The 20,267-nt window shown below is 57.1% G+C and carries 21 protein-coding genes; 9 read left to right on the forward strand and 12 right to left on the reverse strand.

Features of this window, described 5'->3' with window-relative positions; genetic code table 11:
* The first annotated feature begins 65 nt into the window (after positions 1-65).
* Positions 66-1,259: a chromate efflux transporter gene (gene chrA, locus IEW65_RS10050; RefSeq protein WP_188639332.1), complete on the forward strand. Its 1,194-nt coding sequence runs from the start codon at positions 66-68 to the stop codon at positions 1,257-1,259.
* A gap of 123 nt (positions 1,260-1,382) precedes the next feature.
* On the opposite strand, the gene IEW65_RS10055 is transcribed toward chrA, so the two are convergent.
* Positions 1,383-1,655, reverse strand: a complete 273-nt coding sequence (locus IEW65_RS10055) for an XRE family transcriptional regulator (protein WP_188639333.1) — start codon at positions 1,653-1,655, stop codon at positions 1,383-1,385.
* Positions 1,656-1,872: 217 nt separating this feature from the next.
* Between IEW65_RS10055 and purE the strand changes: the two genes are divergently transcribed.
* The 3 genes from purE to IEW65_RS10070 all read left to right on the forward strand — a co-directional run bounded on the left by purE (position 1,873) and on the right by IEW65_RS10070 (position 5,317).
* Entirely contained in the window at positions 1,873-2,400 is a 528-nt protein-coding gene (purE, locus tag IEW65_RS10060; RefSeq protein WP_188639334.1) for a 5-(carboxyamino)imidazole ribonucleotide mutase, read from the forward strand.
* Positions 2,401-2,410: 10 nt separating this feature from the next.
* Positions 2,411-3,550 (forward strand): 5-(carboxyamino)imidazole ribonucleotide synthase, encoded by a 1,140-nt coding sequence (locus tag IEW65_RS10065; RefSeq protein WP_188639335.1) that lies wholly within the window; start codon positions 2,411-2,413, stop codon positions 3,548-3,550.
* Positions 3,551-3,691: 141 nt separating this feature from the next.
* Positions 3,692-5,317 carry a diguanylate cyclase domain-containing protein gene (locus IEW65_RS10070; RefSeq protein WP_188639336.1) on the forward strand — a complete coding sequence of 542 codons (1,626 nt, stop codon included), beginning with the start codon at positions 3,692-3,694 and terminating at the stop codon, positions 5,315-5,317.
* On the opposite strand, the gene IEW65_RS10075 is transcribed toward IEW65_RS10070, so the two are convergent.
* The 9 genes from IEW65_RS10075 to IEW65_RS10115 form a co-directional block, all read right to left on the reverse strand.
* Complete coding sequence (locus tag IEW65_RS10075; protein ID WP_188639337.1) at positions 5,295-6,119, reverse strand: TraX family protein; 825 nt, start codon at positions 6,117-6,119, stop codon at positions 5,295-5,297. The genes IEW65_RS10070 and IEW65_RS10075 overlap by 23 nt on opposite strands.
* A 75-nt stretch (positions 6,120-6,194) precedes the next feature.
* On the reverse strand, positions 6,195-7,343 hold the full coding sequence (gene iadA, locus IEW65_RS10080; RefSeq protein WP_188639338.1) for a beta-aspartyl-peptidase: 1,149 nt from the start codon (positions 7,341-7,343) through the stop codon (positions 6,195-6,197).
* Between the two features lie 90 nt (positions 7,344-7,433).
* Positions 7,434-8,231: a transporter substrate-binding domain-containing protein gene (locus IEW65_RS10085; protein ID WP_188639339.1), complete on the reverse strand. Its 798-nt coding sequence runs from the start codon at positions 8,229-8,231 to the stop codon at positions 7,434-7,436.
* Between the two features lie 335 nt (positions 8,232-8,566).
* Entirely contained in the window at positions 8,567-9,337 is a 771-nt protein-coding gene (locus IEW65_RS10090; protein WP_188639340.1) for a transporter substrate-binding domain-containing protein, read from the reverse strand.
* Positions 9,338-9,471: 134 nt separating this feature from the next.
* Entirely contained in the window at positions 9,472-10,203 is a 732-nt protein-coding gene (locus tag IEW65_RS10095) for an ABC transporter permease (RefSeq protein ID WP_188639341.1), read from the reverse strand.
* Between the two features lies 1 nt (position 10,204).
* The gene (locus IEW65_RS10100) at positions 10,205-10,906 is read right to left on the reverse strand and encodes an ABC transporter permease (RefSeq protein ID WP_188639342.1); all 702 of its coding nucleotides are present in this window, start codon (positions 10,904-10,906) and stop codon (positions 10,205-10,207) included.
* 18 nt (positions 10,907-10,924) lie between these two features.
* Positions 10,925-11,695: an ABC transporter ATP-binding protein gene (locus IEW65_RS10105; RefSeq protein WP_188639343.1), complete on the reverse strand. Its 771-nt coding sequence runs from the start codon at positions 11,693-11,695 to the stop codon at positions 10,925-10,927.
* A 231-nt stretch (positions 11,696-11,926) separates the two neighbouring features.
* Positions 11,927-12,913 carry a succinylglutamate desuccinylase gene (locus IEW65_RS10110; RefSeq protein WP_188639344.1) on the reverse strand — a complete coding sequence of 329 codons (987 nt, stop codon included), beginning with the start codon at positions 12,911-12,913 and terminating at the stop codon, positions 11,927-11,929.
* 202 nt (positions 12,914-13,115) lie between these two features.
* Positions 13,116-13,556: a hemerythrin domain-containing protein gene (locus IEW65_RS10115; protein ID WP_188639345.1), complete on the reverse strand. Its 441-nt coding sequence runs from the start codon at positions 13,554-13,556 to the stop codon at positions 13,116-13,118.
* Between the two features lie 228 nt (positions 13,557-13,784).
* On the opposite strand from IEW65_RS10115, the gene wrbA reads away from it, so the two are divergent.
* Complete coding sequence (gene wrbA, locus IEW65_RS10120) at positions 13,785-14,384, forward strand: NAD(P)H:quinone oxidoreductase (protein ID WP_188639346.1); 600 nt, start codon at positions 13,785-13,787, stop codon at positions 14,382-14,384.
* Between the two features lie 93 nt (positions 14,385-14,477).
* Here the strand turns inward: wrbA and IEW65_RS10125 are convergent, their stop codons facing one another.
* A complete protein-coding gene (locus tag IEW65_RS10125) occupies positions 14,478-15,551 on the reverse strand; it encodes a tartrate dehydrogenase (protein ID WP_188639347.1) in 1,074 nt (357 codons plus the stop codon).
* A 131-nt stretch (positions 15,552-15,682) separates the two neighbouring features.
* On the opposite strand from IEW65_RS10125, the gene IEW65_RS10130 reads away from it, so the two are divergent.
* On the forward strand, positions 15,683-16,600 hold the full coding sequence (locus tag IEW65_RS10130; protein ID WP_188639348.1) for a LysR family transcriptional regulator: 918 nt from the start codon (positions 15,683-15,685) through the stop codon (positions 16,598-16,600).
* A gap of 12 nt (positions 16,601-16,612) precedes the next feature.
* Here the strand turns inward: IEW65_RS10130 and IEW65_RS10135 are convergent, their stop codons facing one another.
* Positions 16,613-17,173, reverse strand: coding sequence for a lipocalin family protein (locus IEW65_RS10135; protein WP_479694275.1), 561 nt, complete (start codon positions 17,171-17,173; stop codon positions 16,613-16,615).
* A gap of 165 nt (positions 17,174-17,338) precedes the next feature.
* On the opposite strand from IEW65_RS10135, the gene IEW65_RS10140 reads away from it, so the two are divergent.
* The 3 genes from IEW65_RS10140 (at position 17,339) to IEW65_RS10150 (ending at position 20,263) form a co-directional block, all read left to right on the forward strand.
* Entirely contained in the window at positions 17,339-17,761 is a 423-nt protein-coding gene (locus tag IEW65_RS10140) for a secondary thiamine-phosphate synthase enzyme YjbQ (RefSeq protein WP_188639350.1), read from the forward strand.
* A 251-nt stretch (positions 17,762-18,012) separates the two neighbouring features.
* A complete protein-coding gene (locus IEW65_RS10145) occupies positions 18,013-19,464 on the forward strand; it encodes an alanine/glycine:cation symporter family protein (protein ID WP_188639351.1) in 1,452 nt (483 codons plus the stop codon).
* 190 nt (positions 19,465-19,654) lie between these two features.
* On the forward strand, positions 19,655-20,263 hold the full coding sequence (locus IEW65_RS10150) for an FMN-dependent NADH-azoreductase (protein ID WP_188639352.1): 609 nt from the start codon (positions 19,655-19,657) through the stop codon (positions 20,261-20,263).
* Positions 20,264-20,267 lie beyond the last annotated feature (4 nt).

Below are 20,267 nucleotides of genomic sequence, written 5' to 3' on the forward strand. Positions count from 1 at the left end.
AAGTCGTCAAGCGCAAGGCGTAGCATTAACGCTTTGCGCTTTTTATTGAATGAACGGTGGGCACGATGACGATAGAGAAGCAGGCAAGAGGTCGAGCCAGCGAAGTCTTTTGGGCTTTTTTAGCGCTGGGGCTGACCTCGTTTGGTGGGCCGGTCGCGCACCTTGGCTACTTTCGCACGGCGTTTGTAGAAAGACGCCAGTGGCTAAGCGAACAGGCCTACGCGGATTTAGTCGCGCTGTGCCAATTTTTGCCAGGGCCAGCCAGTAGCCAGGTAGGCTTTGCGTTGGGGCTGATGCGGGCAGGCCCTTGGGGCGCGGCCATGGCGTGGCTGGCATTCACGCTTCCTTCGGCGTTGGTATTGGCGATGTTTGCCATGGGCGCGACGCTGCTAGATGGGCCGATGGCCAGCGGTATTATTCACGGCTTGAAGATTGTCGCGGTGGCCATTGTGGCCCATGCGGTGTGGGGGATGGCGCGTAACCTCTGCCCGGATAAAACCCGCGCAGGCATTGCGCTTGCGGCGGTGTTTTCCGTGGTGGTGGTGAGCGGGCCGTTGGGGCAGGTGAGTGCGATTGTGCTGGGTGGTTTAGTGGGGCTGTTGCTCTGCCGTGAAAGTGCTCAGGGAGAGCTGGCCGACTCGCTGCATTTTGCGGTGTCACGTAAGGTAGGCATGATTTCCCTAGGGCTTTTTGTAGCGCTGCTGGTGCTGTTGCCGTTACTGGCCGGTGGTGCTGTGTGGCTGGCCGTGGTCGATTCGTTCTACCGCTCGGGGGCGCTGGTGTTTGGTGGTGGTCATGTGGTGCTGCCGCTGCTGGAAGCCGAAGTGGTGCAGTCCGGTTGGATAACGGCGGATGAGTTCTTGACCGGCTATGGGGCTGCACAGGCAGTGCCAGGGCCACTGTTCACCTTTGCAGCCTATCTAGGGGCTTTGCTCCCAGGGCTGCCTAGCGTGATTGGCGCACTGTTGGCGCTGCTGGCGATTTTTGTACCGGGCTTTTTGCTTTTGGTAGGCGTGCTGCCGTTTTGGAACCGTTTCCGTCAGTGGGGAAGCGCTCAGGCACTGATGCGTGGTGCCAATGCAGCGGTGGTGGGTATTTTAGCGGCCGCGCTCTACAACCCCGTATGGACCAGCGCCATTGTAGGGCCTTACGAGTTTGCTCTGGCGCTAACGGGCTTTTTGCTATTAACCGTTTGGAAATTACCCGCCTGGCTGGTGGTGATAGTGGTAGCGCTGGGAGGCGTAGTGATTGCGGCGTGATAATACGGCTTAAAACGATTCGCCCCACAAAAGTGGGGCGATTAGTCAGTGCAACATCCATAGAAGCTGTACAAATATAAGTGCCGAGATGTGTTGAGGTAAATAATAACGCTTGGGCTGTGGCTATGGCGCCTCCAGCTCTAAGGTGCGACGCAGGACATTGAGCTCGTCAATATCCAAATGCTCCAGCCTTCCGGCGAGCAGGTCGCTGATCTTTTGAACGGGCAAGCCAGCCTGGCGGGCTATTTCACGGCTTCCCAGATCTGATACGGCGATCAGGCGGGTAATAATACGCATGAGGCGCGTACGTTTTTCTAATTCCCTGACATCGAGGTCAGGGCTGCTTCGCGGAGGATCCAGCGTTTCTGCGTGAGCAGTTGAGTATGCCGTACTCATGTGACTCCATCAGTCGGAAATGACCAACACACAATGCCGCCAAGTCGCGTGGTTTTCAATGCCTAATTTGATGAAAATTTCACGATCACGCTAACACCCGCAAATGCCCGTGGCTCTGGTAAACTATGCGCCTTCCTATTTCTGAGTGAGCTGCGCGCTGTGCGTGGCTTATCGACCGCTTTCTAGCTTAAATAGGCCGTTGGCCGAGGAGTTTTGCATGACGAACAGCGCACCCAAAGTGGGCGTGATCATGGGGTCTAAGTCGGATTGGCCGGTCATGGAGCACGCGGTGGCGATGTTGGAGCGGTTGGGCGTTGCCTATGAAACCCGCGTGGTATCGGCGCATCGCACTCCTGATCTGCTGTTCGACTATGCGAAAAGCGCCTCTGAACGCGGCCTTCAAGTGATTGTGGCTGGCGCTGGCGGCGCTGCACACCTTCCGGGGATGGTCGCGTCACAAACGGCGCTGCCGGTACTGGGGGTGCCGGTGGAGTCCAAAGCACTGAAAGGGTTGGATTCACTGCTTTCTATTGCTCAAATGCCGGGCGGTATTGCGGTAGGTACGCTAGCTATTGGCAAAGCGGGAGCCACCAACGCAGGCCTGCTGGCAGCACAAATTGTGGGCCTTCAGGATAGCGCCGTGCGTGCAGCTGTTGAGACCTTCCGTGCAGAGCAAACTCAGCTGGTATTGGATAACCCTGACCCCCGTCCCGATGCACCTGCCACCAATCACTCCGCACAATAGGTCGCCCAACATGAGCACTCAAATTGCAAAAAATATTGGTGTTCTAGGCGCGGGCCAATTGGGTCGTATGTTGGCGCTGGCGGGTTACCCGTTGGGGAACACCTTTACCTTTTTAGATACCACCGGTAACCCCAGCGCGGGTATCGGTGAAGTCATCATTGACCCAGACAACCAGCACTTGGCGGCATTTCTCGATAAGGTCGATGTGGTGACCTACGAATTTGAGCATCTGCCCGTTGAGCTCGTGCAGCAAATCGAGCAGCACAAGCCGGTTTACCCAGGCAGTCGCGCCATCGCGGTATGCCAAAACCGGGTGGAAGAGAAAACGCTGTTTGACCGTTTGGGCATTCCTACCCCCGCTTATCGCGTGGTTGAAAGCGCTGAGCAGCTCCAGGCTGCAGCGGCCGAATTAGGCTGCCCGGTAGTGGCCAAATCAGTGACCGAAGGTTACGACGGCAAGGGCCAGGCGGTGCTGAAAGCGCCGGAGCAGGCCCAAGAGGCGTGGGAAGCGATTGGCCATTCTCAGCTGATCGTCGAGGCGTTCGTTGATTTTGTACGCGAAGTATCGATGATTGCGGTGCGCGGCCGCGATGGGGACGTGGTGTTCTACCCCATGGCGGAAAACCAGCACGTGGGCGGAATTCTGCGCTACTCCGTGGCTCCGCTACCGGATTTGGACGCCAGCGTTCAACAAGCGGCCGATAACTATATTCGTGTGTTGCTGGATGAGCTGGATTACGTGGGCGTGCTGGCGCTGGAGCTGTTCCAAACCCGCGACGGCAGCCTGCTGGCCAACGAAATGGCCCCACGCGTACACAATTCTGGCCACTGGACGATGGACGGCGCGGTCACCAGCCAGTTCGAGAACCACCTGCGGGCTATTCAAGGCTTGCCGTTGGGCGCGACAAACGCCATTGCACCGACCTGCATGGTGAATGTGATTGGCCTGGAAGGCGACAACGCAGCGCTGCTGGCCATTGCCGACACCCACCTGCACCGCTACGACAAAGCTGAGCGTCCAGGGCGTAAGCTGGCCCATGTGAACGTCGTGGCGGAGAATCACGCCGAGCTACTGGAAAAAGTGCGCGCTTGCCAGGCGTTGATACCGGATGCGCCCCCCGTGGAATGGAGTTTTGAATCCGCGCTGTAAGCTATTAGCCGCCTGAGTTAGGCGGCTTTTTTATTATAGTCAGTCACTACTTTTGTCGCTTAAACGTGCTAAAACAGATGTATTAAAAAGATCCTAATCAATAAGATTGGCGTTAAGCCGACTGAAGAACAGGGAGTTTGTATGTCGCCCTCCACACCCCTCGCCACCACGGCGACGGCCTCCGGGCTGCGTAGTGGCTATCAACGAGACCACCACATCACCATGCAGCGTTTGCGCGGTGAAAAAGTGCGCCTGCTTTACGACAACCTATGGCAGCCGGTGCTGAGCAGCGTACTGGCGGGTGGGCTCTTGGTGGCGGCCATGTGGCCAGTAGTGGATTCCGCGCTACTGCTGGGGTGGTTTACGGTCCTGGCGGTGATTTCTGGGCTTAGGCTACTGCTAGCCCAGCGGTTTAAGCGCCTGCCCGCGCTACAGCAGCAGCGCCAACGCTGGCTGCGCTGGTTTGCCATGGGGGCGATTGCCTCTGGCTGCGTGTGGGGGGCGTCGGGCGTGCTGCTGTTCAGCCACGACCACCCGGGCCAAATTGCCGCGCTCTCGATTGTACTGGCCGGGATTGCTGCCGGCGGTGTGACCACGCTTTCGTCAGTGTGGTGGATTGCGATTGGCTTTGTACTGCCAATTCTTTTGCCTTTGAAGCTGCAGTTTTTGCTCCAGGGCTCGTCGCTATCGATTTTGATTGGTCTGATGCTGGTGCTGTTTTTAGGTCTGATTATGGCGACCAGCCGCCGTTTTAGCCGCACCATTCACGACAATATCGCCCTGCGGGTGAACATGGCCGCCCGCGAGGCGCAGCTGCGCGAAAGCGAGAACCGCTACCGCTCTATTTTTCAGCACTCGCCGCTGGGGGTGCTGCACTTTGACGAGCAAGGGCAGATCACCGACTGCAACAGCAAGCTGTTGGACATTTTAGACGTTGAACGCTCCAAGCTATTGGGTTACCGCATGCTGGACCGCTCTGCCGACCGTGGGGTTGCCCAGGCGGTGAGGGATGCGCTGGAAAAAGGCACGGGGTATTACGAAGGCACTTATCAACTTCCCAAAGCCAGTGTGGGCACGCCCTTGCGGGCGTTCTTCAATGGTGTGCACAGCGCGAGTAACCAGATGGTGGGCGGTGTGGCGATTATTGAAGACTTCACCGAGCGAAAGCGCAGCGAGGCGATTATTTACCGCCAAGCCTACTACGATGCCTTGACCGATTTACCTAACCGCAGGCTGTTTATCGAGCGCTTAGAGACGCTATGTAACGAGCAAGCAAGCGACCAGCGCGGTGGCTTGGTGATGTTTATGGATATGGACCGCTTTAAGCTGATTAACGACACCTTGGGCCACGCGGCAGGCGATGATTTGCTGGTGCAGGTCGCACGTCGTTTGGAGTCGTGTTTGCAGGCAGACGATATGGCCGCTCGTTTGAGTGGCGATGAGTTCGTGCTGCTGGCGCTGTTTGATGTGACAGAGAGTGAGGCGTTGAACGCTGCCGCGGCCCATTACATGAACACCGTGCAACAGGCGCTGGCGGGCGAGTATCGGCTAGAGAGCCGCTGGGTGGAGGTGACGCCGAGTATGGGCTACACCTGTTTTGATGCCACGGCCTGCGACCATACGGATGTGCTTAAACAGGCAGATACGGCCATGTATCAAGCGAAGACCGAAGGCCGGACGCGGCTGCGCCGCTACCAGCCTTGGATGCGTGATGAAGTGCATAAACGCGTTGCTGAGCAAGCGCCTAACCTGCCAGTTGACCGCTAAGCAGTAGCCACAGGGCAATCAACGCAAAGTGCCCTGGGTACCAGGCTAACCAAAGACGGCGCGGCATCTCCAGCGCCACTGGCGGCACCCGCTGGGCAGCACCGGCAGCCAGCATGAGCACGATGACGCAAGTAGCGACGGTAAATGATTTAGCCATGTCAGACGCGTTCATCTGCCCGGCAATCCACAGCACGGGAAACGCTGCTAGCCCCGCCCAAAGGCGTGATTTCAAGGCATTTCGGGTTTCGCTGAGCGCCTGCATGGCAAACATAAACAGCGGAATTAACAGCAGGCCGTTGTGGCCATACTCCACCCAGAACCCCAGCAGGTACCATACGGTTACGCCGACGGCGGCTCCTAGCATCAGCCAGCCTAACCCCAAGGTTTGCTGCTGGTAGTGTTGCCAGCCTTGGCGTACCAGCGCACCCAGGGCCAAGCCGCTGGCCAGGGTAAAGCAGACGTTCAAAATAAACGCATCGGAGGCGCGGGGCATCAGCATATAGGGCAGCTGTGCGGCGAGGCCGATAATCAAAATCCGCCGTGAGTAGCGCAGCGGATTACGCGTATTAAACAAACCGTGCCACGCCACCATGGCGGCAAACAGCGGAAACGCAATGCGCCCAATCGAAGAGCCAGCCCAGCCTAAATCCCAGTCCCCTGGCAGCACGTAGCGGGTCAGGTGGTCTACGGTCATGGTAAACAGCGCCAGCCACTGGCCCCACGCGGTCCAGTGGGAAGAGGGGCGGAACACCTCTGCGGTGCTTGCCTGTGGCGTTGCGTGAGCCGCCGTCGATTCAGCCATGCTACCTCCTTGTATGTGGTTAAGTGATAGTAAAGACCCGGTTTGGCTGAGCAAGTTCGCTAGGGAGATGGGGCATTAGCTCGCGCTGAAAATCGGTTTACCCAGCGCCCATACGTGATCAATGGCCCAGCGGCCTTCGCTTAGCACGATAAAATCCGCATCTGCGCCGGGCGCAAGGCGGCCTTTTCGGGGCAGCTTCAAGGTATCTGCAGCGGTGGTGGACGTACAGTGCAGCGCCTGCTCCATGCTGATCTGGTGGTCATTGACACACTCGCCCAGTACCTCAAATAGGCTGCTGAGTTTACCGGGTTTTAGGCCAATAAACCGATGCTGGTCATCAAATTCCGGCAGTGAAGCGTTGGCATCGGAGGAGAGGCTGAGCTGGTGGGGCTCAATACGCGCTTTCAGCGCCCGCGCCACCGCCTCAGAGGCGGGCACTTCGCCACCTGCTAGCAGCTCGGGCGTGGTGCTGGTGGTAAAGTCGATGCGCCCCCCTTCACGGGCAAAGCGCAGGCCATCTTCAAACAGCGAGGCGGTGCGGTTGATATGGGTGGGGTAGAACTGCGCCAGCGGAATGGCGCTGTTTTTGGCGACCTGGCGCAGCGGCTCCAGGTGGGAGTCAGCGTCGCCGGTGTGGATAAACACGATGCCCGATTTGCCTGCCAGCAGCCCTGCGGTGCGGGCGTCGGAGGCCAGCCGCGTCAGCTCCTGAGTGGTGGGCTGGGAGCCGCGATGGTCACTAATCGCCACTTCGCCCACGCCGATAAATTCAGGAATATAGAGAATGTCGCTGGCTACCGAGCCGGTCAGCGTGACGGGCGGCAGCTGATAAGAGCCAGTGTAGGCATAGGTGCTTAGCCCGCCTGCGGCAAGCTCCCGCGCTTTGCCAATCAGGTTGGCGGGGGTGCGAGTGAGGGCATCGGTGCCCAGCGCGCCAATCAGCGTAGTCACACCCGAAGCGCAGGCATCCTCCAGGCTGAGTTCGGCAGTGCGGTTGCCAAAGCCGCCCTCACCGCCGCCGCCAATGTAGTGCACCAACGGGTCGACTAGGCCTGGAATCACCCTGCGGCCTTCCAGGTCGATGGTGTGTTTGATAAGCGTACCCAACTGGTACGCCTCGTTAGCATCCAATACCGCCGCAATACGCTGGTCGGCGATCAGTAGGTGGCACAGCCCGCGAGGTTCGGGGGCAAAGAGCTGGGCATTTTTTACAAGTGTCAGCATGGGTTTCCCAGGAGAGTGATGAGCAAACGATAAGCGCCGACCTGGGGCCGGCGCTGGTGTTGGTATCGTCACGCTATTTAAACAGGTCGCTTATAAGCGTACATCGTAGTTGAAGTAGCGATTCATGATTTCATCATAAGTGCCGTTCTCTTTAATCGCACGCAGGGCGTCGTTAAAGCGCTCAGCGAGCGCTTCATCCCGAGGGCGAAATGCCATGCCCACGCCTTGGCCAAAGATCTCTTCGGGCTGCTTGATGAAGTCGCTGATGCGTTTGTAGTTGCTCTCTGGGGTGTCGATATCGATGGTGGCTTCAGCAATGGGGTAGTCCATAAAGGTCAGGTCTAGGCGGCCTGCCATCAGGTCGGTGACCACATCGTCTGCGCCGGTATAGCGGCGGATCTCCAGCACGTCGCCGTAGCGTTCGGTGACGTAGTTATCCTGCAGCGTGGCGCGCTGAACGCCGACGGTTAAGCCTTCCAGGCTGGCGCGGTCTTCAATATCGATCTCTTTGTCGCGGGTGGTGATCCAGGCGCTGGGGGTGGTGTAGTAGGCTTCGGAGAACAGCACCCGCTGGGCACGCTCGTCGGTAATCGCCATGGAGGACATAATGGCGTCGTAGTTACGCGCCAGCAGGCCAGGAATGATGCCGTCCCAGTCTTGCTCTACCCACGTACAGCTAACTTCCATGTAGGCGCAGGCGGCGTTGCCCAGCTCAATTTCAAAACCGGTAAGGGTGCCGTCGGCTTCCCGGTACATAAACGGCTCGTAAGGAACATCGACACCCAGACGGATCTCGTCGTAGTCCCGCGCCAGTGCGGCAGTGGATACCATTGAAAGTGAAACACCTGCCGCAAGAATAGCGGCCACGGACAGCGTTGTATAACGCATAGTCAGTCTCCTGAAGCGATTATTAGTAGGTATGTGGGTGTTGCTTAATGCCAAGCGCCTTTAAGGGCGGCTACAGCATGGATGCGCTAAGCGCAGGAGTGCCGTGCGTTTCTCACGCATGGCAACGTTCACGCGCAGGGGCGTGAATTGGCATGGGCATGCCAAAAGGAGGGGGCTATTCGTCGAACCATTCGCTCAGGTAGAAACGGGCAATGGTGCCACGGGTACCTGGGCGAAGCGCGTGCAGCGCGGGGGATAAGCAGTGGCGTGAAGTCATGGTGGCATCTCGCTTGCGTGCCTCCCCAGGTGGGGAGGCACACTTAAGCAGCTAGCGCTTACTCTTCGCCGAAGTAACGGGCGTAGATTTCATCGTAAGTGCCGTCTTCCTGAAGCTCAGCCAGGGCTTCGTTGAACTGCTCGGCCAGCGCTTCATCACGCTGACGGAAGGCAATACCGAAACCGTCGCCGAAGTACTCTTTCGGCTCGCTGATGCGCTCACCTACGACTACGTACTCAGCTTCTTCGCTGTCTAGCAGCGTGGACTGGCCGATCGGGAAGTCGAGGAACACGATATCCAGACGCTGGGCTTCCATATCCAGCACCATGTCGTCGGCAGTGGAGTAGCGGCTGATTTGCGCGACGCTGCTGAAGTTATCGGTGACGAAGTTATCCTGCAGGGTGCCACGCTGGACGCCAATGGTTTTGCCTGCGAGGGTCTCTTCATTGGCTTCGCTGATATCCAGGCTGCTCGGGGCGAACCAGGCAGATGGCATGGTGATGTAGGGGTCAGAGAACAGCACCTGCTGGCGACGCTCGTCGTTGATGGTCATGGAGGACATGATCGCATCGTAGTTGCGTGACATCAGGCCAGGAATAATACCGTCCCACTCCTGCTCAACCCACTCACAGGTAACACCGATGCGCTCGCACAGGGCGTTGCCCAGGTCGATGTCGAAACCGGTTAGCTCACCATCAGCGGTGCGGTATTCCATGGGCTCGTAGGGAACGTCAACGCCAATGCGAACGTTGTCGTAGTCGCGTGCTTGTGCAGAAGACGCTGCCGCAACGGCCAAGCCCAGCAGGGAAACAGTCAGTAGTTTTTTCATTTTATACTCCAATAGAAACAGGTTCACCGAAGGTGATCCCCTTTAAGCTACCCCAGGTTGAGGTTGGCGAAAAGGGGGGAGCCTGCATATAAACCAACGTTTGTTTTACGCTGGACGTGTTGGATTTATTGTAGCTAGGAATTTTGTGGCCGCAGGTGGGCCAGCAGCTTTTTCTCAAGGAAACGGAAAAAGTACAAAATCGCGAAGGTTAAGCAGAGATAGATCGCCGCGACAAACAAGAACGCATCAAAGGGGGCGTAGAAGCGAGCATAGACGAAGCGCGCCGCACCGGTGAGATCCATGAGCGTGACTACGCTGGCAATGGCGCTGGCGTGAAGCATGAAAATCACTTCATTGCCGTAAGCGGGCAGTGCACGACGAAAGGCGCTAGGCAGAATAATCCGCCGCATCATCAGGCTTTGCGACATGCCGTAGGCGCGCGCTGCCTCAATTTCACCTTTAGAGGTTGCCTTGATGGCGCCACGGAAAATCTCGGTGGTGTAGGCCGCCGTGTTCAGCGTAAAGGCGATAAGCGCCGGGTAGAAGGCTTCTCTTAGCACCGGCCACAGGAAGGTTTCCTGAATGCCGTCAATAAACACCACACCGTAATAGATGATGTAGAGCTGAATCAGCAGTGGCGTGCCGCGAAATACGTAGGTGTAAAAGTACACCGGCAGGCTGATCCACTTATGCTTTGAGCTGCGCATAATGGCCAGCGGCACCGCTAGAATTAACCCGGCCACCAGCGATAGAAACACCAGCTGTGTGGTGGTCACCAACCCTTCCCAATAGTAGCCCAGGGTGGTGGGGGTGAAAATCAGGTTATCCGCCAGCAGATCGTTAAACCATGCAGAGATGTCTAGCATGTCACTGCCCCCCAAAGCCGATGTCGTAACGTTTTTGTAGCCGTGCAAAAATCCACTCAGACACGCTGGCGATCAGCAAATACGCCACCGCCACGGGGATTAAAAACACAAAGGGCTCGTGGGTCGCGCGGGAAGCTTCAGCCGCAACCCGCACCATATCGGTCAGGCCAATCACCGAGACAAGCGCAGTGGTTTTGAGCAGTACCATCCAGTTATTGGAGAGGCCAGGCAGCGCGTGGCGCATCATCTGGGGAAAGCGAATGCGCCGAAACACCAGGGCATCGCTCATGCCGTAGGCTTTGCCAGCTTCAATTTGGCCGTTATCCACCGCCATAAATGCACCGCGGAAGGTTTCGCCCATATAGGCACCAAAGATAAAGCCAATGGTGAGTACGCCTGCTGCAAAGGCATTGAAATTAATATAAATATCAATTTCATAGTTGTAGTACAGCATGTCGCTGATGGCGTTGACGCCGATCTGGCCGCCGAAGAACAGCAGCATCATCAGTACTAAATCCGGCACCCCACGAATCACCGTGGTGTAAACGGTGGCGGTGCGGCGTAAGAACCAGTTACGCGACATCTTGGCGCTGGCGGTAAGTAGGCCAAGAATAATCGCCAGTATCAGCGATAGAACGGCCAGTTGAACGGTAACGCCCGCCCCTTCGATCAGGCGGGGGCCGTAACCTTGCAAATCAAGCATGGTGTGCGTGCCTCGCGATCAGTATTTAGGAGCCAGGAACTGCTTTAGGCGCGGTGACTGCGGGTTTCCCAGCACATCGTCTGGCATGCCTGCTTCTTCTACTAGGCCTTGGTGTAAGTAAATCACCTTGCTGGAGACGTCACGAGCAAAGCTCATTTCGTGGGTGACGACCACCATGGTACGCCCTTCATTGGCTAAATCGCGCATGACTTTCAGCACGTCGCCCACCAGCTCCGGGTCGAGGGCCGAGGTAGGCTCGTCGAACAGCATCACTTCCGGGTTCATGGCAAGCGCTCGGGCAATCGCGCCGCGCTGCTGCTGGCCGCCAGACATTTGTGCCGGGTAGGCATTGGCACGGGCGCTTAGCCCCACACGGTCCAGCAGCGAGTGGGCGTGCTCGATGGCCTCCTTTTTCGGCTTACCTAGCACGTGAATGGGCGCTTCAATGATGTTTTCCAGCAGCGTCATGTGCGCCCATAGGTTGAAGCTCTGAAACACCATGGAGAGCTTGGCGCGCATTTGCACCACCTGTTTCCAGTCGGCGGGCTCGCGGCCGTGCTTGGTGGTTTTGAAACGGATTTGCTCGCCGTGAACATACAGCTCGCCATCGTCGGGCTGTTCCAGCAGGTTCATACAGCGCAAGAAGGTGCTTTTGCCTGACCCTGAGGCACCAATGAGGGTGATGACGTCACCTTTTTGGGCTTCCAGAGAGAGGCCTTTGAGGACTTCTGTATCGCCAAAGCGCTTTTTAATATTGCGCACTTCAAGGGGAGTAGGCGTAGCGGCCATAACTTAGGCTCCAGTACAGGGTTGCCGCAGCAGCAACAGATGAATTCGTCGTGCGTGTGTGCGGCTGGCGCGAAAAAAGGGGCGATTCTATCAGGACTGTGCCAAATGCGCGTACTTTATCAGGGCGACATTGGTCTTGGTGTACGGCATTGTGTCCTGATTGCCCCTTTACGTTATTGTTATAAAAGCGTCTTTACTGACGCTAATCGGTGTTACTGGTGGTGTGTAAGGTCACGTGATGGCGTGACTGGGCACGACTAGCAGAGCTGCTCGTGCCCCGATTTCGACCTGAGCATTGGGAAACACCACGTGCAGCGGTGTCTCTTCCACCACAAAGTCGCCCGCCACGCTATCTTTGGCTAGGCAGGTGCCTGGTTCAAAGCGGCTGAAGTTGGGAACATCGTTATCAAAGCAGAGAGTAAACCCTTCCGCTTGGCGCATCAGCTCATGCTGCACTTTGAAAAAGGCCATGGTGTCAGCGGGTTTTTTCGGCGGTTCATAGCCTGCGCTGAGCGTACTAAGCAGAGTCAGCATCGGTTCCAGCGCTGCCATATCGTTCTCACCGAATGGGGCGACTTGACCAAGTTCAAACGTAAACGCCTGGGCGTGATGGTAGTGTTTGCTGTAGTGGGAGAAGGTCCAGCTATGTTGATGCTGATGCAGCACTGCCTGCATATCGGCGGCGGCTAACCATTGCCACTGCTCGGCGTCGGTGGCGCAAAGCGCATAAGGTTCTACCACAAAGCGTGTGTATAAACTGCCACGGATAGCGGTGTGTAGGTCGTAGTGCAGTTTTGGCAGCGCATGGTGGCGGGCGTAGAACGTGTCCACCGCTTCCATTAGTTCCCTTGCCCGATCAGGTTCGCTGCCCTGTTCGTCGAGCTCGCGCTTGAACAACCGGTTGAGGTTGGTCGTGATAAAGCGCTTCTGTGCTTTTAACGCGGGGATGTTGCCCAAGATGACCAGGACCGGCGCGCCGAGCTGTTCGGTGCTGGCTTCCAGAGCGCTCAGCCAGTCGCCGATCAGTTCTACAGGTGCGGTTTCATTGCCATGAATGGCGGCAGAAAAAATACATGCATGAGCGCCAGGGCGCAGAATGTTAGGCGTTAATTCTATAATCCCCGGCCCGTGCAGATGGTAAGTACCGCTTGGAAAGCGGCCGATGCGCGGAGAGGGGCGTTCCTCATCGAGGGTCCAGTCGAGCCATTGGCCTAGCATGAAAGTGTCCTTAAGCATGGGCTTCGCTTTTTGTTGCCCCTAGCTTTACCACGCTGACTCCTCATCACAAGAGGAGGCGTCGTTCGCGTGAAAATGGCCGGTGGGATGATGAAAGTTGCCGGTACAAAAAAACGCTCATGGCACAGGGCCATAAGCGCTTTTATCACGGGCGCTCTTGTATCAATCGCGCTCTAGAGGGTGTTTAACCTGCCCGCTGTCGCTGCATTTCTTCTCTGTACTCTTTCGCCAACGATGTCTTTTGATTCTCCTGCAGGCCGCGCCCGGCAAGTTGGAACACCTCCTGCTCCTCTTCGTCTAGGTGGTGGGTCACCAAATGTTGCAGCTGTTTGGCATGGGTGAGCCAGTTGCTAGCGCTGTAATCGGTGTCATCTAGCAATTCGATGAGCTCATCAATTTCGTGGTGCTCTGCCACGCTGTGGCGCGCTTTTTCCTGGGTAAGATCGATATCCATCATGGGGACATACAGTGCGCGCTCTTCGGCGTTAGCGTGGTGCTTCAGCTCGGCGCGCACCTGTTGGTACAGCGTGTCACGCTCTTCGCTGTCGCCATGGGTTTCTACCAAGCGTGCCAGCAGGTCCCGCTGAATATCGTGGTCTTTGCGCAGTGCTTCGAAAATCGTCATGCCGGACTCCTTGGCGTTATACGTGAATGAAACAACTCGTAAAAACGATACAAGAAAAATTAGTGCTGAAGTGGCAAAAGCGCAAGGTCGGCGCGTCGATGAAATCGAAGCGCGGCGTCGAAAACATTCGCTTTTATCTACGCTTAACTACGCTATGTTTTAAATAGTTTTCGCTGCCCGCAGTGGCAACCTGTCTGATGCTTGAATGCATGTGCAAAGGAGTGAGTAATGACGAAGGTACTGGTGCTTTATTATTCCATGTATGGTCACATCGATACCCTGGCTGCCGCCGTCGCGGAAGGGGCGAAAGGTGTTGATGGCGTAGAGGTCACGGTGAAACGCGTGCCTGAAACCATGCCAGACGAGGCATTCAAAAACGCGGGCGGAAAGCAGGATTTCACCACGCCGGAAGCCACGCCTCAGGAGCTGGCCGATTACGATGCCATCATCTTTGGCACGCCGACCCGCTTTGGCAACATGGCTGGCCAGATGCGCACGTTCTTGGACCAAACCGGTGGCTTATGGGCCAACGGCGCGCTGCGTGGCAAGGTGGCGAGTGTGTTCACCTCTACCGGTACCGGCGGTGGCGATGAGATGACTATTACTTCCACCTGGACCACGCTGGCTCACCACGGCATGGTGATTGTGCCGATTGGCTACGGCATTGAAGAGCAGTTTGATATTTCCAAGGTAAGCGGCGGCACGCCATACGGTGCTGCAACGCTGGCCGGTGGTGATGGCTCCCGTCAGCCGGATGATCGCGAGCTAAAAATCGCTCGCTTCCAGGGTAAACATGTTGCTGAGATTGCTGCCAAACTAGCGAGCTAACCTTTAGCTGAAAATGCTAGCTGAAAACGAGCAACGCCTCGCTGCTGATGCAGCGAGGCGTTGTACATTATGGGGCGTTGTTTTTATAGGGGATTAGCTGCCAATCCGCTCGGCAATGGCTTTACCCAAACTGACCGTGGTGCCCTGGCCACCTACATCGCGGGTGAGCACTTGGCTATCGCCTTCGCTCAGCACGGCTTCAATGGCATCGACCATGGCGTCGCCAGCCTCTTTATAGCCCAGGTGCTCCAGCATCATCGCGCCAGACCAGATTTGGCCGATGGGGTTGGCAATGCCCTTACCGGCGATATCCGGCGCGCTGCCGTGTACTGGCTCGAACAGGCTGGGGAATTTGCCTTCCGGGTTGATGTTGGCCGAGGGCGCAATGCCGATGGTGCCGGTACAGGCCGGGCCTAAGTCGGAAAGAATATCGCCAAACAGGTTGCTGCCCACCACCACATCAAACCAGTCCGGGTGCAGCACAAAGTTGGCGGTCAAAATATCAATGTGGAATTTATCCACGGCGATCTCTGGGTACTGCTTGGCCATCTCGGCCACGCGCTCGTCCCAGTAAGGCATGGTGATGGAGATACCGTTGGATTTAGTGGCCGAGGTGAGCTTTTTGCGCGGGCGGGTTTGCGCTAGATCAAAAGCGTACTTCAGCACGCGGTCAACGCCGATACGGCTCATCACCGTTTCTTGAATGACGATTTCACGCTCGGTGCCTTCATACATCTTGCCACCGACGCTGGAGTACTCGCCCTCGGTGTTCTCGCGCACCACGTAAAAGTCGATATCACCGGGCTTGCGGCCCGCCAGTGGGCTTTTAATGCCAGGCATTAACCGGCAAGGGCGCAGGTTGATGTACTGGTCGAACTGGCGACGGAACTGCAGCAGTGAGCCCCACAGTGAAATATGGTCCGGCACTTTGTCTGGCCAGCCCACCGCCCCATAGAACAGCGCATCAAAGCCTTTGAGCTGCTCAAACCAGTTGTCAGGCAGCATTTTGCCGTGTTCCAGGTAGTAGTCGCAGCTACCGAACTCAAACGTGGTGAATTCCAGGTCGATATTGAAGCGCTTGGCAGTGGCTTCTAGTGCGCGAATACCCTCGGGCATGACTTCGGTACCGATACCGTCGCCAGCAATGACTGCAATACGATGGGCCATGGGGGCTCCTTGTTTTGTTAGACGTTACAAAAGTAGCAGGGCGTGCTTCCGTGGTATGAGTGTAGCGCCTGTTGGCGTCGAGATAATCAGGCTACTATGCAAGCTATTGTTGCCTTAAAGTGAAGAATCCCATGATGCTGGATGATCTTGCCTTTTTTCAGCAGCTTGCCCGGGCAGGGAGCTTAACCGCTACCGCCCGAGAGTTGGGCCTGTCGCTCTCGGCCGTCAGCAAGCGCTTAAAGCAGCTAGAAGCCCGGCTAGGCGTGACGCTGGCGGCGCGTACCACTCGCCGCCTGACGCTGACCGCCGAAGGGGAGCGCTATCTCACTCAGGGCGGGCTGATTTTAGAAGAGCTGCAAACGCTGGAAAGCGCACTCAGCGATACCGCGAGCCAAGGGCTAACCGGACGGCTGCGAGTTAACGCGACCTTTGGCTTTGGCAGGCGGCATATTGCGCCGCTGCTCTCACGCTTTTGCGCCCAGCACCCGGCCATAGAGAGCTGGCTGGAGCTGACCAACTTCCCGCTTAATTTAAGCGATCACGGTTTTGATATAGGGATTCGCATTGGCGAGCCGCCGGATTCGCGCCTAGTGGCCAAGCGTATTCTGCCCAACCGACGGGTGCTGTGCGCCTCGCCAAGCTATATGGCGCAGATGCCCGCGTTGAACGTACCGAGCGATCTTGCCCAACACAGCTGCCTAGTGATTCGTGAAAACGATAGCGACTTCCCGCTCTGGCGCTTTGAGCATCGCCACTCGCAGCAGCGCCAAGCGGTGAAGGTCAGCGGGCCGTTGGCCAGCAACGACGGCGAGGTGATTACCCGCTTAGCACTGGATGGCCACGGCGTGATGCTGCGCTCCTGGTGGGATGTCAACGAGCACTTGGCAAGCGGTTCACTGCAGAATCTACTGCCCGATTGGCAGGGCGTGCGCGCCGACTTTTACGCCGTGTTTGAGCACCGCCGCCATGTTCCTGCGCGCATCAGTGCATTGATCGATTTCTTACAGCGGGAAATGGCGGGCAGGGTGCCCGCCTTACCCAATGGCTAACGAGGGGGCGTGCTAGCGGCCTGGGCAGGTTTGGTCCTGCACCACGTCAATTAGCTCATCGGTGGGGAAGTCCAGCTCGGCGGCGCGCTGGCGTAGACGCTGCTCCACGTCGCCTTCAAGGCTGGGCGTACGGGCTAAAATCCATAGGTAGTCGCGGTTAGGGCCCGCCACCAACGCCCACTGGTAGTCGTCATCTAGCTCAAGGACGTTATAGCCGCCGTAAAACGGGCCAAAAAAGCTGACCTTCAGGCGTCCAACGTTCTCATCATCAATAAAGTAAGCGCGCCCTTCGGCTTCATCCCAGGCTTGCTCTTCCAGGTTGTAGCCCCGGTTAATCACCTTGACGCCGCCATCGTCGCGCAGGCTGTAGGTAGCCGTCACGCAGTCCAGCCCCTCTTCAAAGGAGTGGTCCAGGCGGGCAATTTCGTACCATTCGCCTAGATAACGCTCTAGTTCAAACCCGGTGACCGGCTCGGTCCCGTCGGGAATGCCCGTGCAGCCGATCAGCAGTGTGCCGGTGGTGGCTACCGCTACCAGCGTGGCCATGTTCCCTGGCCGCCATGCGGATTTCATCATCTCGCTCCTTGGTTAACACGTGAACAATAAACATTAAATCTATCAGTGTGGGGCCCTACGTGCCATGGTTCCCCACTGGGGTTTACGCAGCTAGTAAAGGAAATAGGCTATGGTATGTCTGTGACGGTTTCCTCTTACAATGCTGATAACAAAGGAGTGATTATGTGGCATCAACAAGAGATTCACTTACCGGAAATGCCCCGGGGCTTTCACCTGATTACTGATGATATTGCTCGGGCGCTGCCCTGCTTGGCGGAGTGCCACCAAGGGCTGCTGCATTTACAGCTTATGCACACTTCCGCCTCGTTAACGCTCAATGAAAACACCGACCCAGATGTTCGTCACGATTTGGATGCCTTTATACGCCGCCTAGTGCCGGAAGGGCTTAACTACTTTCGCCACACATTGGAAGGCCCTGACGATATGCCCGCGCATGTGGCGTCTAGCCTGTTGGGCACCCAGCTGAGCCTTGCGGTGCGCGATGGCCGCTTAGCGCTTGGCACCTGGCAAGGGGTGTGGCTAGGTGAACACCGTGAGCAGGGAGGTTCTCGTCGGCTACTGGCGACGCTGAGCGGATGTGCTTAAACGCACCATCGCCGTGATATAAGCTGCCTCGTCGCATGGCGGTCAGTCACTTATCGCGTTCTGGCTCTGGCTCGTGCGTCCTAGCAAGCGGCAGGTAAGCGAAGAGGCGGGCGAGGTATGGGAGTGGCTGTCTGGCTCTCGCTAGGCAGTGTTTATGACTGTTAAGCAGGAAATTTGCCAATTTTCTTGCCATTTTGGTGCAACCGTGAAGAATGAAGCGCCTTCATTGTTTCAAAAAAGGCGTGTTTGGTATGGATTTTACTCTTCCTCCGCTGTTGACCGCGATGGTGGATCGCGGCAACGGGCTGTTATGGGGCAGCGTGCTGATTTACCTGCTCATCGGTGCTGGCCTCTATTTCACGGTAATGACCCGCGCTATTCAGATTCGCTATTTCGGTCATATGTTCAAACTGCTGCGCAGCTCAAGGCAGTCTAACGGCGGTATCTCTTCTTTTCAGGCGCTCTCAACCAGCTTAGCGGCCCGTGTAGGCACCGGTAACCTGGCGGGCGTTGCGGTGGCCATCTACTTTGGTGGCCCGGGCGCGATTTTCTGGATGTGGATGACCGCCATGGTGGGCATGGCCACGAGCTTTGTAGAGTCCACGCTGGCCCAGGCGTACAAAACCGACCATGGCGATAACACCTTCCGCGGTGGCCCGGCGCGCTATATTGAGCGCGGTTTAGGTCTTCGCTGGCTGGCGGTGCTGTTTTCGATCTGCCTGATTATCGCGTTTGGGCTGGCGTTTAATAGCGTACAGGCCAACTCTATCGCCCAGGCCATGGAGCAGGCGTTTGCCATTCCCACCTGGGCCATGGGGTTAGTACTGATGGCCATCGTCGCGCCGATTATTTTCGGTGGCTTAAAGTCGATTGCTAAAGTGGCTGAGCTGGTAGTGCCGCTCATGGCATTGCTTTATTTAGTGCTGGCCCTGGTGGTGGTCGCCGTCAACATTAGCGACCTGCCCGCAGCGATCATGACGATTGTGCAGAGTGCGTTTGGTATCGAGCAAGCGGCGGGCGGTGCGATGGGGTATGCCATCTCCCAGGCGATTATGAACGGTATTCAGCGTGGCCTGTTCTCTAATGAAGCAGGCATGGGCTCTGCGCCTAACGCCGCCGCTACCGCCAGCACCCGCCCAGACCACCCGGCGGCACAGGGCTTCATTCAAATGCTGGGGGTGTTCCTGGATACTCTGGTGATCTGTACCGCGACGGCGGCGATCATCATCATGGCGGGCCCTGAACTACTGGCAGGTGAAGAGAATAATGGCATTCAGCTAACGCAAATGGCGCTCTCTACACATGTCGGTGATTGGGGCGGCATGTTTATCGCTATCGCCATTTTGCTATTTGCCTTTACCTCGGTGATTGCCAACTACTCCTACGGCGAATCCAACATCGAGTACTTGGCGGGGCGTCGTGCGCCGCTGGCGGTGATGATCTACCGCTTTGCCGTGTTGGGCATGATCATGGTCGGTTCGGTGGCCAGCCTGGGGGCAATCTGGAACTTCGCGGATCTCTCCATGGGCATGATGGCGATTATCAACCTGGTGGCGATTCTGCTGCTGTCGCCCATTGCCTTTGCGCTGTTCAAGGATTACGACACCCAGTTAAAAGCAGGAAAAGAGCCGGTGTTTGACCCCAGCCAGTTCCCGAAACTGGCCAAAAAGGTCGACCCGAACGCATGGCCTGCTAAAAAGTAGGCACGCGTTTGCCTGTTAGGCGTTATCAGCCCCCTGGGTGCTGCGGTGAAAGCAGCGTCGAGCGGGGCTTTTTCAAGGGGGAAGATAATTCGATTTTGTCGAATGAAACTCGGAAAACGTTGCGCTTTTGCTTAGCCAAAAGCGCCGTAGAATAGCGCCTAACCTTCCCCCTGATTTTTAAGGAATTTTCATGACCACTCGTGCCCTGTTAGTCACCTCTTCCATTCTCGGTGATAACGGTCAGTCCAATGCGCTGGCGACTCATTTTCAACAGCAAGCCGCTGCACGCGATGGCGTCGCCGTTACCCACCGCGATGTGGTCGCTAACACGCTGCCGCACCTCGATATTGCAGAGCTAGGCGCTTGGCAGACCCCTGCTGAAGAGCGCACGGCAGAGCAGCAGGCACTGGCCGCTCACTCTGATGAGCTGCTGGCAGAGCTGCGCGCTAACGACGTGCTGGTCCTGGCGGTGCCGATGTACAACCTGGGCATTCCGTCACAGCTGAAAGCGTGGTTTGACCGCGTGCTGCGCGCCGGTGAAACGTTCCGCTACACTGAAAACGGCCCGCAGGGGCTGATCGAAGGCAAGCGGGCGATTATTCTGGCCGCTCGTGGCGGTCAATACGCGGGCACTGAGTTTGATAGCCAAACGCCGCACCTGAAAACCATGCTGGGCCTGATGGGCATCAGCGATGTGGAAGTGGTGTTTGCCGAAGGCCTGAACATGGGCGATGCCCATCGCGATGCCGCGATGAAAGAAGCCTTCCAAGCCATTGATCAACTGGTCGAAGCGCTCTAAACCA

Origin of the sequence: Vreelandella lutescens, assembly GCF_014640815.1 — a bacterium.
Taxonomy (GTDB): domain Bacteria; phylum Pseudomonadota; class Gammaproteobacteria; order Pseudomonadales; family Halomonadaceae; genus Vreelandella; species Vreelandella lutescens.

Coding starts and splice junctions, on each gene's coding strand:
- IEW65_RS10135 (WP_479694275.1), bottom strand. CDS start 17,173: ATGAAATCCGCATGGCGGCCAGGGAACATGGCCACGCTGGTAGCGGTA.
- chrA (WP_188639332.1), top strand. CDS start 66: ATGACGATAGAGAAGCAGGCAAGAGGTCGAGCCAGCGAAGTCTTTTGG.
- IEW65_RS10150 (WP_188639352.1), top strand. CDS start 19,655: ATGACCACTCGTGCCCTGTTAGTCACCTCTTCCATTCTCGGTGATAAC.
- IEW65_RS10090 (WP_188639340.1), bottom strand. CDS start 9,337: ATGAAAAAACTACTGACTGTTTCCCTGCTGGGCTTGGCCGTTGCGGCA.
- IEW65_RS10085 (WP_188639339.1), bottom strand. CDS start 8,231: ATGCGTTATACAACGCTGTCCGTGGCCGCTATTCTTGCGGCAGGTGTT.
- IEW65_RS10095 (WP_188639341.1), bottom strand. CDS start 10,203: ATGCTAGACATCTCTGCATGGTTTAACGATCTGCTGGCGGATAACCTG.
- IEW65_RS10130 (WP_188639348.1), top strand. CDS start 15,683: ATGATGCTGGATGATCTTGCCTTTTTTCAGCAGCTTGCCCGGGCAGGG.
- IEW65_RS10065 (WP_188639335.1), top strand. CDS start 2,411: ATGAGCACTCAAATTGCAAAAAATATTGGTGTTCTAGGCGCGGGCCAA.
- IEW65_RS10105 (WP_188639343.1), bottom strand. CDS start 11,695: ATGGCCGCTACGCCTACTCCCCTTGAAGTGCGCAATATTAAAAAGCGC.
- iadA (WP_188639338.1), bottom strand. CDS start 7,343: ATGCTGACACTTGTAAAAAATGCCCAGCTCTTTGCCCCCGAACCTCGC.
- IEW65_RS10055 (WP_188639333.1), bottom strand. CDS start 1,655: ATGAGTACGGCATACTCAACTGCTCACGCAGAAACGCTGGATCCTCCG.
- purE (WP_188639334.1), top strand. CDS start 1,873: ATGACGAACAGCGCACCCAAAGTGGGCGTGATCATGGGGTCTAAGTCG.
- wrbA (WP_188639346.1), top strand. CDS start 13,785: ATGACGAAGGTACTGGTGCTTTATTATTCCATGTATGGTCACATCGAT.
- IEW65_RS10125 (WP_188639347.1), bottom strand. CDS start 15,551: ATGGCCCATCGTATTGCAGTCATTGCTGGCGACGGTATCGGTACCGAA.
- IEW65_RS10115 (WP_188639345.1), bottom strand. CDS start 13,556: ATGACGATTTTCGAAGCACTGCGCAAAGACCACGATATTCAGCGGGAC.
- IEW65_RS10070 (WP_188639336.1), top strand. CDS start 3,692: ATGTCGCCCTCCACACCCCTCGCCACCACGGCGACGGCCTCCGGGCTG.
- IEW65_RS10110 (WP_188639344.1), bottom strand. CDS start 12,913: ATGCTAGGCCAATGGCTCGACTGGACCCTCGATGAGGAACGCCCCTCT.
- IEW65_RS10100 (WP_188639342.1), bottom strand. CDS start 10,906: ATGCTTGATTTGCAAGGTTACGGCCCCCGCCTGATCGAAGGGGCGGGC.
- IEW65_RS10140 (WP_188639350.1), top strand. CDS start 17,339: ATGTGGCATCAACAAGAGATTCACTTACCGGAAATGCCCCGGGGCTTT.
- IEW65_RS10145 (WP_188639351.1), top strand. CDS start 18,013: ATGGATTTTACTCTTCCTCCGCTGTTGACCGCGATGGTGGATCGCGGC.
- IEW65_RS10075 (WP_188639337.1), bottom strand. CDS start 6,119: ATGGCTGAATCGACGGCGGCTCACGCAACGCCACAGGCAAGCACCGCA.